The following is an 11,631-nucleotide window of genomic DNA, read 5'->3' as shown; positions in this document are numbered from 1 at the left end:
GGCTGATCGAGGTCGCGCGCAAGATTCGCACGCCCTATGCCAGCTTTCGCACCGCCCCCTATACACCGCCCACCGCCCAGCAATTCGAGGATGCGCTGAAGGCGGACCCCGCCATCACGCATGTGATGGTGGTGCATTGCGAGACCTCGACCGGCATCTTCAACCCGATCGAGGCGATCGCCGAGGTCTGCCGGCGGATGGGCAAGGGCCTGCTGATCGATGCCGTGGCGAGCTTCGGCGCCTTCGAACTGGATGCGAAGAAGCTGGCCTATGACGCGGTGGTGTGTTCGGCCAACAAGGGTCTCCAGGCGCCGCCGGGCCTGGCCTTCATCGTCGCGAAGAAGGCGGCGCTTGAGGAGGCCAAGGGCAATGCCCACAGCCTGACGCTGGATCTCTGGGACCAGAACCAGCATCTGGAGCGCACCGGCATGTTCCGCTTCACCCCGGCGACGCATCTGCTGCTGGGCATGGCGGAGGCGCTGCGCGAGCACCAGGACGAGGGCGGGCTACCCGCGCGACAGGAACGCTTCCGGCGAAGCTGGCGGCGCCTGGTGGATGGCATGCGGCAGATGGGCTTCCGCACATTGCTGGATGACGAGGTCGCCTCCCCCATCGTCGCGACCTTCCATGACCCGCCGGACCCGAACTATTCCTTCAAGAAGCTGTATGACGGGATGAAGCAGCGCGGCTTCATCATCTTCCCCGGTCGCTTGGCAGCGGCCAATACCTTCCGCATCGCCTGCATCGGCGTGGTGACGGAACATGATATCGGCCGGGCACTGGATGCGTTGGCCGACACGCTGCGCGAGATGGGCGTCACACGGATGGGGCGGACGGACTGACCGCTTCCATCCGGCCGGTATTGGCGGCGCGCACCATCGCCTCGAACGCCGCGACGCCATGCACCGCTTCCGCGGGCGACAGCGGATAGGCCGGCCCGCCTGCGACAGCTGCTGCGAAGGCGGTAAGCTCGGCGCGTTCGATATCGGTGGGCGGAAAGTCGCGCAGCCAACCCTCGCCCTCACGCGGGGTGAAGGCCAGGTGATCCAGGCCACGCATTTCCGCGATGCCCTCGCTGCCGAACAAGGCCACGCGCCAGTAGCGCGGCGCGGCGGCCAGCGTCACCAGCGTGCCCATCGCGCCGCTGCTGAAGCGACACAGCATCGCCGTGGTGTCATCCAACCCGTTGGTCAGCACGCGGGCGGTGCTTTCCACGCTGACGCGGTCAAGCGGGCCGGCCAAATGGATGAAGGTATCGAGCATGTGGATGCCGCTGCCACCCATGCCGCCGAGCGGACTTTCCGCCGCATCCGCGCGCCAGGTTCCGGGTTTGTAGCCATAGCCACCCGGCCCGCCAAAATGCCCTTCCACATGCAGCAGCGTGCCGAGGCTTCCTTCCGCGAGGAGTCCGCGCATCGCCTGCATCGCCGGCAGAAAGCGGCGGTTGTGGCCAAGCGCCAGGACCACCCCGGCCTCGCCGCACGCCGCCACAGCCGCTGACGCGCTGGCCTGGTCCAGCGTGAAGGGCTTTTCGACGAAGACATGCTTTCCGGCGCGCGCGGCGGCGATTACCTGGTCGGCGTGCTGCGCATGTGGGGTGGCAATCACCACCGCCTGCACGGCGGGGTCGGCCAATGCGGCCGCGTAGCTCTCATGCACGCGGATGCCATTCGCGGCGGCCCAGTCGCGGGACGCTTCGGGCCGGCCGGTTGCGGCGGCGGTGAAGCGGATGCCGGAATCGGGTGCGTCCTGCACGCTGGCCACAAGCGTGCGGCCCCATTTGCCGAGGCCGATGATCGCCGCGTTCAGCATGTCACATCCTCCAACTCCACATAGCCGAGCGGATGCGGCACGAAGCCCTGGACGCCAGCCCGCACCGCCACCATCACATCCGAAGCCCAGAGCGGCAGCACCGCCACATCGGCGTGAACGATCCGCTGCCCCTCGGCATACAACGCCTGCTGCCGGTTGGGGTCCGTGCAGGCGCGCGCCTCGGCGATCAACGCATCCAGCGTCGTATTTGAATAGCCGCCCGGGTTGAAGGCGCCGCCAGTCGCCAGATCTCGCTGGAACATGATGTGGGGATGCGGCCGGGCTGAAGCCGACTGGATCGCCATCTGCCAGCCGCCCTGCAGATAGACGGCGGGCCACCAGGGCGGGTCGTCGTAATGGTGGAGGTCGAGCGTGATGCCGATGCGGGCCAGCTGCTGGGCGATATCGGCAGCGACGGCGGGCGTCGGCGGCAGCGCGGCGGAGGACAGCGACACGCGCACGCCTTCCGCATATCCAGCCTCGCGCATCAGCGTCCGTGCGCGGTCGAGGTCCAGCGGCCAGGGTGGCAGTGCAACGCCATCCGGATCATCCTCCGGCAGCACGCCGTTTAGCAGGCGTCCGCGCGGGCCAAGGTGGCGGGCGCGCATCGCCTCCCGGTCGAGCGCATGGGCCACGGCGAGGCGCATGCGTGGATCGTCGAAGGGCGGGGTCGTGCAGCGGAAAGCGACAACCATCTTGCGCGGTGAATGCACGGCAAGTGGCACCGCCAGGCCCCGCGCGGCCAGTTCGGCAGCGGGACCGGCGGGCAGCGTCTCCACGATGTCGGCCTCACCGCGTTCCAGCGCGGCGACACGGTCCGCCACCCGTGGCGCGAAGCGAATGACCAGCTCATCAGGTGCGAAGCGATGCGCGTCATGGTGGCCGGGGAAGCGGCGTAGCCGCACATGGCTGCCGCGCAGCCATTCCAGAAGCTCGTAGGGTCCCGCGCCGACGGGCTGCACCGCGACATCATCCACCATGTAGCAGCGCCAGGCGAGGCTGTGCAGGAATGCTGTGTGCGGCTGCGCGAAGCGAATGCGCAGGCGGCGCGCATCAATGGCCTCAATGATCTCAACACCCTCGAAATCCGCTTTCAGCGGCGCCTGGATGCGAGGGTCGAAGATACGCCGCAGGCAGGCAGCGGCGGCTTCGGCGTCCAGGATGCGCCCATTGTGGAAGCGCAGCCCTTCACGCAGCAGGAAGCAGAATTCCCGCTGGTTATCCAGCACCTCCCACGCTTCGGCCAGGTCGGGCTGCAGCAGGCCATCGCGGTCGATGCGGAGCAGAGACGGGCAGCAGAGCTTCAGGATCACCGTCGCCGAACTGGAATCGGCGTCCCAGCCATTGGCGGCCAGCGAGCCATGCTCGTGGTTGAACAGCAGGTTGAGACGACCAACGCTCACGGGCGGCGCGGCCGGATTGCTGCGGATGGGCGGCCGATCCTGGTTGGGATAATCTGCATATCGGGTGGCACTCCTGCCCGCCCAGTGTTGGCCAGTATGAGCACACACGCAATCTCACCGTGCCAGACATCTGCCGTCATGCCGGTCGCCAGGCGCCTTCCCGGGCCCGGCAGCTAGTCACGCGCAGGTATTGCGCCCTGCACGGTCACTCAATCGCCGTCGGGCAGGAAGCCGAGCAACGCATCGACGCAGGCCTGCGGGGCCGCATCGCCGATATTATGCGGCATCCCGGCCAGTGAGATCAGGCGTGCATCCGGAATCAGCGCCTGCATACGTTCATACTGGTCGTGCGACCCGATCGGCTCATGCCCCGGTGCGACCAGCAATGTCGGGCAACGGATGCGCGGCAGTTCTTCCTCCCAGTCGCGGCTGGCCATATGTGCCACGAAGCGGCCGATGAAGGGCAGGTCGTTGCTGCCGGTCTGGCGGCAGAACCAATCGACCAGACCGGGGTCGCTGTCGGGCGCGAAGCGGTCGGCAATGCCCTGCCGCATGAAGGCCTCGAGCCCCATTTCCGCGGCCTTGGCAGGCCAGGTGCCGGCCTGGCTGTTGCGGAGACCCGGCGTGGAGGCGAACAGGGACAGGGTCGCGACGCGGTCCGGATATTCCATCGCCAGTCGCTGCCCGACATAGCCACCAGCCGACAGTCCCACGACATGCGCGCGGGTGACGCCGAGATGGTCGAGCAACTCCACCACATCCGCCACCAGGCGCTCCACTGTCAGCGGCTGCGCTTCGGTGGGCACGCCGGAGGCGCCGTGGCCGCGCAGTTCCAGGCTCAGTGTGGTCCGGTGCCGGGCGATCTGCGGAATCCAGCTGAACCAGCGCCGATAGGACCCCATGGCGGCGTGCAGCAGCAGCACCGGGGTTGGCGGGGTGCGCCAGGGATCGGTGAAGTCATCGACACGCCAGGCAAGCCTCACATCGTCGCTTGCGATCAGGAAGGACATGTTGGGTTGCAGTCCGGCGGAATGCGGCATCTTCGAATCTCCTTGCGTCTTGACGTGACAGGGTCGTGCGCGACGCGGCATTGCGCAATCCACCCCAGGCATTACGATGCGCCACCGAGCCAAGGGAGGTCGAACTTGCCCATGACGAATCGCCGCACGCTGCTCGCCGCCGCGAGCCTCATGGCCCTCGCAGAACCCGCGCTGGCACAAGGCTTTCCCGAACGCCCCGTTCGCGTCGTCGTGCCCTTCGGACCCGGTGGCGGCACCGATAATCTCGTGCGGATCCTGGAGCCGCATCTGCGCGCCTCGCTTGGCCAGCCAGTGGTGATCGAAAATCGTGCCGGCGCGGGCGGCACCATCGGCGCCGACCTTGTCGCGCGCGCACCGGCGGATGGCTACTCCGTTGTCGTCGTGGACAGCAGCTTTGCCATCAACCCCTCGCTGTTCCCGCAACTGCCCTATGACAGCGCCAGGGATTTCGCGCCGGTCAGCCTGCTGGCCACCGGGCCGGTGATCCTGCTCGCCCATCCTGGTGCGCCGATGCGGACGCTGCAGGAACTGGTGACGCAGGCCAAGGCGCAGCCGGGGCGCTTCAGCTATGCCTCCGGCGGCAACGGCGCCTCGACGCATCTGGCGGGCGAATTGCTGAAGCTGGTGGCCGGTATCGACCTGGTGCATGTGCCCTATCGCGGCACCGGCCCCGCGACGACGGATGTAGTGGCGGGCCATGTACCGTTGATGTTCAACGGAATCAGTGCCGCCCGGCCGCATGTTGATAGCGGCCGCTTGCGTGCGCTGGCCGTGACGGGCACCCAGCGCGCGGCCGCGCTGCCGGATGTGCCGACCTTCGCGGAAGCCGGCCTGCCGGATGTAACCGCCTCCACCTATTGGGGCGCCTTGGCGCCGCGTGGCGTGCCGGCGCCCATCATCGCGCGGCTGTCCGAGGCTTTTCGTTTCGCCGTGACGCATCCGGATGTACAGGAACGACTGCGGGGCCTGGGCTTCGATCCGATCGGCGGCCTTGCCGACGCCTATGCCGAGAATCTGCGGACCGAGACCACGAAATGGGCCGAGGTGGTGCGGCGCGCCGGCGTCAAGCTCGACTGATCGATGCGCTACGCCCTGGCCGAGGCGCGTGAGTGGGTGCGCGCGGAATTGCGCGGCTACATCCCCATCCTCTATACGCCGTTCCTGGCCGATGGCGCGATCGATGAGGCGGGGCTGCGGCACAATGTCCGCCGCACCCTGTCGCTGCCGGGTGTTGGTGGGCTTTCCGTCCATTCGCTGCATCAGGAATTCTGGGCACTGACGCTGGCGGAGCGGGAACGGGTGACGGAGGTGGTGCTGGAGGAGGTGGCCGGACGCGCGCCGGTCGTCATCGGTTGCTCCGACCCCGCGGCGGCCAATGTGATACAATTGGCGCGGCACGCGAAGGCGGCAGGCGCCGATCTGGTGATGGTCTGGCCGCCCTATTACGGCCCGCGCAACGCGGCCGGGGTGCGGGGCTTTTATGAGTATGTGGCGGCGCGGATCGAGATCGGCATGGTCGCCTACAGCACCACCTTGTCCGAACTCGGCTACTACCTGGCGCCGGATCAGGTCGAGGCACTGCTGCATCTGCCGAACCTCTGCGCGGTGCAGAACACCACGCTGGATGTCGCGGCCTATGCGCGGATGATGGAGCGCGTCGGTGACCGCATCGCCATCGCCACCTCGCTGGAGGAATATTTCCTGCACGGCAGGCTCGCCTACCCGGACCGTGCGCCAAGCTTCATGATCGGCTCCTCCCGTTCCGTGTTGTGCCAGACGCCGGAGGTGCCGCATTGCGGGCGCTTCCTCGAAGCCGCGCTGCGCGACGATTTCACGGAGGCCGCGCGCCATATGCGGAATCTCGGCGCCATCGCGAGCCGCCTGCAGAGCCGCTACTTCGCCCAGGGATTCCATCATGTCGCGCTGTTCAAGACACTCGCCGGGTTGCTCGGCATGACGGCCGGTACCGGCTGGCGTCCCGCGCTTGATGCGCCCGATCCACGCGACGTAGCGGAATGCGTGGCCGTGCTGCGGCAGGCTGGCCTGCTGCCGGGCGATGCGGCGTGAGGGCACCGTGGGTCGCGGCACTGGGGGCGACGCTGCTGATGCAGGTCATCGCCTCATTCATGGCGCAGAGCCTGCCCGTGGTGGCGCCATTGCTGACGGGCAGCCTTGGCCTGGCGTCGGAGGCAATCGGCAATCTGTCTGCCATCAACGCCCTGGGCACCGTGTTGTTCCTGGCCTTTGGCGGCCCCTTCCTGGCGCGGCTCGGGCCGGTGCGGATGCTGCAGGTGGGCGCGGCGCTATCGGCCGTGGGGCTGCTGACCTTGGCCGTGGGCACCATGCCGGCGCTGGTCCTGGCGGCGTTGCTGCTTGGCATCGGCTATGGGCCAAGCCCTCCGGCGGGCAGCCGCATCCTGGCCGCGACGGCGCCGCCCACCCACCGGTCGCTGATCTTCTCCGTCAAACAGGCGGGCGCGCCGCTGGGTGGCGTGCTGGCGGGGCTGGTCACCGCGCCGGTGGCAAGCGCCTATGGCTGGGGTGTCGCGCTGCTGGTCTGCGCCGCCACGGCGCTGGTCTCGGCGCTTGCCATCCAGGGTCTGCGACAAGAACTGGACGCGGAGCGCGACCCGGGACGGTCCATAGCGCCGCGCAGCGTTTTCAGCCCGAGGACGCTCGCCGCGCCTTTTGCCGCGCTGCGCCTGTCGCCTTCCCTGTTGCCGTTGACGCTGCTGGCGGTGTCCTTCGCCATGGTTCAGGGCTGCCTGTTCGCCTTCACCGTCACCTGGCTGGTGGAAGCCCGCGGCCTGACACTCGTGCAGGCGGGCGGCGCCTTTGCGGCGATGCAGGGGGCGGGCGTGGTCGCGCGCATCCTGCTGGGCTGGCTGGCTGATCGTACCGGGCGGCCGAGCCTCAACCTGCTGGTGCAGGGCATTGCGGCAGCAGCGGCGGTCCTGGTCTTCGCATCACTGCCGGTGGGTGCCAGCCCGGCGCTGGCGGCGGCGCTCGCCGCAGTCGCCGGCTTCGTCGCGGCGAGCTGGAACGGCATCTACCTGGCTGAAGTGGCCCGGCTGGTGCCGCGGGAGCATGTGTCCGACGCCACATCCGGCTCCACGCTGCTGACCTTCCTTGGCTATGTCGCCGGCCCCGCGATTTTCGCACTGCTGGTGGCGGCGAGCGGCGGCTGGGGCGTGCCAATGGTGGCGGTTGCCGTGCAACTCGCGGTGGTGACGGTGCTGGTCGCGCCGGCGCTGCTGCGCAAATAGATCAGACGAATTTGCGGAGTCGCGTGCGCGGCGGCGGGTCCTTCGGGAAGGCGATGCCGCTGGCATCCACGCCAAGGTCCACCAGCATCTTCGCCTGCGCAATGGCGCAGCGATAGCCTTCCAGCACCGGCACGTCCCAACCCGCTTCCGCCAGACGTTGACGCAGTACCGGTTGCAGCCAATAGGCGGCGGAGCAGCCGAGGATGATGCTCTCGGCGCCATCCTCCTCGATTGCGGCGATGGACTGCGCGACGGCGCTTTCCAGCATGTCCGAAATCCCCTCGCGCCGGTAGCGCTCGCTTTCATCCTGCACCGAGACGCGGCCGGCATGGGCCGGTCGCGGCAGCGGGAATTCCAGGTTGCGAATGGAGGCGCAGCGATCCGCCATGCGGTACTGCACCACCAGATCGGCCATGCGGAGATTGTGGTTTTCCGAGATATCGATGATCGAGAAACGATGCCCGAGCATTCCTGCCGCATGCATCTGTGCATGCGCGCAGGCAGTGACGGCGATGCCGTGGCGATGGCCGATCTCGCGCGCCTCGACATAGCCTGGATCACCGCCGCCAAGCAGTATGATGGCATTGTAGCGGCCGGTCGCGCAGGCCTCTCGCACCACCTTCAGGCGGTTCACGCCGGTGATGGCGAATTCCTCCCGCGTCTCGACGGGCCATTCGCCATGCGTTGCCGGCGCGCCTGGATGCACATCCCACTCCACGCCGGCCAGTAGCGGGGCCAACATGTCGTAGTTCAGCAGCATGTCCTGTTTCCGTCCGCTGAAGGCGCGCATCCGGTACCCCGCGGTGTCGGGCAGTGAGAAGGCGCTGATCAGCAGGAAACGGTAGGGCATGCGCGATTCCTCAATAGGCCGACCGGCCGCCATCGGCCGGGATGGTGGCGCCCGTGATCATCCGTGAAGCATCGGAGGCCAGGAACAGCGCGGTCGCCGCGATATGCTCCGGATCGCCAACCCAGAATGGATAGTCGCGCAGCCGGCCGAGCGGGTCCTGCGGGTCGTTGTGCTTTGCCTGGTCATCCAGCGCACCGAAGGTGCGGATAATGCGGTCCGTCATGACGCGGCCGGAGGCGATGACATTGGCGCGGATGCCCTGCTTCGCATAGGTGCCGGCCAGCGCGCGGGTCAATGACAGGATGGCGCCTTTCGCGGCACTGTAGACGTGAAACGGGCTGGCGCCGCGCAGGGCTGCGCCGGAGGACATGTTGATGATGGCGCCACCGCCCGCGCGGATCATCTCCGGCACCGCATGGCGGCAGCACAGGAAGGTGCCACGGACATCCAGGTTGAAGGTGCGATCGAACACATCCAGCGGCACGTCGGTGACGGTGCCGTCCTGCGGCACCGTGCCGCCGGCGCAATTGTACAGGATATCGAGCCGCCCGAAGCGCGCGACGGCCTTGGCCACCGCGGCCGCCACCTGGGTATCATCCGTGATGTCGGTCGGCAGCGCGATCGCCTCGCCACCTGCCTCCACCACTGCGCCCGCGGTGCGTTCGCAGCGCGCGGCGTCGAGGTCGCAGACCGCGATGCGCGCGCCCGCGGCGGCGAAGGCCAGGCTCGCGGCGTGGCCGATGCCACCGCCGCCACCGGAGATGCAGGCAACCTTGCCGTCGAGGCGCGGGTTCATCGGCTCAGCCTGCCTGCACGCCGGCGGCGCGCACGATGGGTCCCCACTTCGCGAGCTCCGCCTCGAACCGCGCGCCATAGGCGGCCGGGGTGCCGCCGCGCGGCACGAAGCCGAGTTCTTCCACGCGCTGCTTCACGGCCGGCATCGCCAGCACCGCGGTCAGTTCCCGCGCGAAGCGTTCACCGATTGCGGCGGGGGTCGCGGCCGGCAGCCAGAATCCCCAGATCGTCTCGGCATCCATCTGCGGCAGGCCCGCCTCGGCGAAGGTCGGCACAGTGGGCATGGACCCGGAGCGAGCCTCTCCGGTGACGGCGATGGCCTTCAGCCGCCCGGCCTCGACATGCGGCCGGGTGGAACTGATGCCCGCGAACATCATCTGCGTGTGCCCGCCGAGCAGCGCCGCAACCCCCGGGCCGGTGCCCTGGTAGGGCACGTGCACGATGTCGATTTCGCCGACATGGCGGAGCAACTCCCCCGACAGATGCGTCGAGGTGCCGTTGCCGCCGGACGCGAAATTCACGCGACCAGGATTGGCGCGGGCATAGGCCAGCAGCTCCGGCACTGAATTGGGTGAAAAGTTCGGCGCCGTCACCAGGATCACCGGCGCGGTTGCCGCCAGCACCACTGGTTGCAGGTCGCGCTGCGTGTCGTAGGGCAGGTTGCGATGCAGATGCGGGTTCACCGCGATGGCGGTGTCGATCATCAGCATCGTGTGGCCATCTGGCTCCGCCTTGGCGACGATGTTGGTGCCGATGGTCATGCCGCCGCCGGCGCGATTTTCGACCAGCACCGGCTGGCCAAGGCGTTCCTGCAGATGCGGCTGCACGATGCGCGCGAGGATGTCAGTGCCGCCGCCCGGCGGCACCGGCAGCACCACGCGAACCGGCCGGCTTGGCCATTGCTGCGCTGCGGCGGGGCGCGGCAGGGCGCCAAGGGCGAGTGCCACCGTGGCGGCGCCGAGCGTTCTGCGATGCATCGTTCTGTTCCCTGCCTGCTGGTGGTGAAGTCCGTCTCAGCGCACGACCTGGTCGCCCTCGCGCGGCCGCTTCTGCCAGTCGCGCTCAATGGCCAGGATCTCCGGCGGTTCAACCTGCACGCCGAGGCCCATGATCAGCGATCCGGCGGCCAGATAGTAGGCGGCGAGCATGGCGATGTCGGTTGCCTGGCGCGTGGTGAAGCTGGCCGATACCGCATGCCACACCGGTTCCGGCACACCGCTGAAGCTGGTGAAGGCGAAGACGAAATCGCACAGCGCCTGATCGGCCGCGTTCAATCCCTCCGGTGTCCGACCGGTCTTGATCGCCGCCAGCTCCGCCTCCGTGACGCCGCTGTCGAGCGCCAACGGTGCGTGATGCGCCCAGGCATAGGTGATGTTGCGGCCGACGATGCAGATCACCAATTCGCGCTGCCGTTCGCTGAGTTCGGTGCCGTAGCGGCCGTAATGCCCGAGCGCCGAAAAACGCGCGAGGGCGTCCGGCGCGTGGCCCAGCGAGGTCAGCAGGTTGGAAACCCAGCCACGGCTCGCCGCGACCTTGGCGAAGACCGCGGCGGTGTCCGGTGCCGTCTCCGGTGTCGGGTCCGGCAGTCGGCAGGCGCGGCCGGGTGTGGCGCTCCAGGTCGCGCTCATGCCGGCTTGCCGATGCGGCTGCGATATTCCTGCTGCAATTCATCCAGCGTCAGGAACACGGCGCCCTGCTTCACCAGCGCATCGATCAGCTTCTCCAGCATCAACATGCGGTGGCCGCGGCCAACGACATAGGGGTGGAAGGTGAAGACCAGCGCGCCCCATTCCTCCGTGCGTTGCATGTACTCCCAATCCGCCAGCCAGTTCTCCAGCACCGCATTGGCGTTGGACAGGCCGGGCAGGACCTCGGTCTTGGCGCGGATGAATTCGAAATGCGGATGGTCATCGAGTGACCAGCTGATCGGGATTTCCACCAGATCCGTGGTCTCTCCGAATTGCATCGGCGCATCCGCCACCACCACATCGCCGCGCCGGGCAAAGTAGGGGCTGCAATCATGGCCCATCATGCTGCTGTCATAGCGCAGGCCGTACTGCGCGATCAGGTCGATGGTACGGTCGCTGATGTCCCATGAGGGCGAGCGATAGCCGGCCGGCTTGCCGCCCGTCAGCTTGGCGATGCAGTCCATGGCGCGGCCGAACTCATCAGCCTCCCGCTGCGCCTCCAGCCAGGCGGGCGGCACGTGGCTGTAGCCATGATGGCCAACCTCATGTCCGCCCTCGACCACGGCGGCGCAGGCTTCCGGATAGGTCTCGATGACAACGCCAGGGATATACCAGCTCGACCGGATCTGGCGTTCCTTCAGCAGCTTGCGGATTCGCTCCGCGCCGATCACGCCGAATTCGCCGCGCGAGGTCGGTGTCGGCGTGGTCATGCCGCGCGCGGCGAAGCCGGACCAGGTGTCGAAATCGAAGGACAGGCAGGCGATGTGGCGGGGCATG

The 11,631-nt window shown here is 68.1% G+C and carries 12 protein-coding genes; 4 read left to right on the top strand and 8 right to left on the bottom strand.

Features of this window, described 5'->3' with window-relative positions:
• Window positions 1-842: 2-aminoethylphosphonate--pyruvate transaminase (locus Q8S40_RS11305; RefSeq protein WP_305670481.1), on the top strand; the 842-nt coding region annotated here is incomplete at its 5' end.
• On the opposite strand, the gene Q8S40_RS11300 is transcribed toward Q8S40_RS11305, so the two are convergent.
• From Q8S40_RS11300 to Q8S40_RS11290, 3 genes are all read right to left on the bottom strand, one after another.
• The gene (locus tag Q8S40_RS11300; RefSeq protein ID WP_305670480.1) at window positions 817-1,812 is read right to left on the bottom strand and encodes a Gfo/Idh/MocA family protein; all 996 of its coding nucleotides are present in this window, start codon (window positions 1,810-1,812) and stop codon (window positions 817-819) included. The genes Q8S40_RS11305 and Q8S40_RS11300 overlap by 26 nt on opposite strands.
• Window positions 1,806-3,215: an ABC transporter substrate-binding protein gene (locus Q8S40_RS11295; RefSeq protein ID WP_305670479.1), complete on the bottom strand. Its 1,410-nt coding sequence runs from the start codon at window positions 3,213-3,215 to the stop codon at window positions 1,806-1,808. Before Q8S40_RS11295 ends, Q8S40_RS11300 begins: the two co-directional genes overlap by 7 nt.
• Window positions 3,216-3,424: 209 nt before the next feature.
• On the bottom strand, window positions 3,425-4,255 hold the full coding sequence (locus Q8S40_RS11290) for an alpha/beta fold hydrolase (RefSeq protein WP_305670478.1): 831 nt from the start codon (window positions 4,253-4,255) through the stop codon (window positions 3,425-3,427).
• Between the two features lie 111 nt (window positions 4,256-4,366).
• Between Q8S40_RS11290 and Q8S40_RS11285 the strand changes: the two genes are divergently transcribed.
• From Q8S40_RS11285 to Q8S40_RS11275, 3 genes are read left to right on the top strand one after another with little or no spacing between them, the layout of a single operon-like run.
• Window positions 4,367-5,332 carry a tripartite tricarboxylate transporter substrate binding protein gene (locus Q8S40_RS11285; protein ID WP_305670477.1) on the top strand — a complete coding sequence of 322 codons (966 nt, stop codon included), beginning with the start codon at window positions 4,367-4,369 and terminating at the stop codon, window positions 5,330-5,332.
• A gap of 3 nt (window positions 5,333-5,335) precedes the next feature.
• Complete coding sequence (locus Q8S40_RS11280; protein WP_305670476.1) at window positions 5,336-6,322, top strand: dihydrodipicolinate synthase family protein; 987 nt, start codon at window positions 5,336-5,338, stop codon at window positions 6,320-6,322.
• Complete coding sequence (locus Q8S40_RS11275; RefSeq protein ID WP_305670475.1) at window positions 6,319-7,521, top strand: MFS transporter; 1,203 nt, start codon at window positions 6,319-6,321, stop codon at window positions 7,519-7,521. The genes Q8S40_RS11280 and Q8S40_RS11275 overlap by 4 nt, the downstream gene beginning before the upstream one ends.
• A gap of 1 nt (window position 7,522) precedes the next feature.
• Here Q8S40_RS11275 and Q8S40_RS11270 read toward each other — a convergent pair whose 3' ends face one another.
• The 5 genes from Q8S40_RS11270 to Q8S40_RS11250 are packed head-to-tail and all read right to left on the bottom strand — an operon-like array spanning window position 7,523 to window position 11,630.
• Window positions 7,523-8,371: an aspartate/glutamate racemase family protein gene (locus Q8S40_RS11270; protein ID WP_305670474.1), complete on the bottom strand. Its 849-nt coding sequence runs from the start codon at window positions 8,369-8,371 to the stop codon at window positions 7,523-7,525.
• A gap of 10 nt (window positions 8,372-8,381) precedes the next feature.
• A complete protein-coding gene (locus tag Q8S40_RS11265) occupies window positions 8,382-9,167 on the bottom strand; it encodes an SDR family NAD(P)-dependent oxidoreductase (RefSeq protein ID WP_305670473.1) in 786 nt (261 codons plus the stop codon).
• Between the two features lie 4 nt (window positions 9,168-9,171).
• Window positions 9,172-10,143 (bottom strand): tripartite tricarboxylate transporter substrate binding protein, encoded by a 972-nt coding sequence (locus tag Q8S40_RS11260; RefSeq protein ID WP_305670472.1) that lies wholly within the window; start codon window positions 10,141-10,143, stop codon window positions 9,172-9,174.
• Between the two features lie 36 nt (window positions 10,144-10,179).
• The gene (locus Q8S40_RS11255; RefSeq protein WP_305670471.1) at window positions 10,180-10,794 is read right to left on the bottom strand and encodes a carboxymuconolactone decarboxylase family protein; all 615 of its coding nucleotides are present in this window, start codon (window positions 10,792-10,794) and stop codon (window positions 10,180-10,182) included.
• The gene (locus Q8S40_RS11250; protein ID WP_305670470.1) at window positions 10,791-11,630 is read right to left on the bottom strand and encodes a polysaccharide deacetylase; all 840 of its coding nucleotides are present in this window, start codon (window positions 11,628-11,630) and stop codon (window positions 10,791-10,793) included. The genes Q8S40_RS11255 and Q8S40_RS11250 overlap by 4 nt, the downstream gene beginning before the upstream one ends.
• Window position 11,631 lies beyond the last annotated feature (1 nt).

It is taken from the genome of Falsiroseomonas sp., from assembly GCF_030695085.1.
In the GTDB taxonomy this organism is placed as follows: Bacteria; Pseudomonadota; Alphaproteobacteria; order Acetobacterales; family Acetobacteraceae; genus Falsiroseomonas.
Note: the sequence above shows the minus strand (reverse complement) of the source record. Positions and strands in the feature narration are given on the sequence as shown.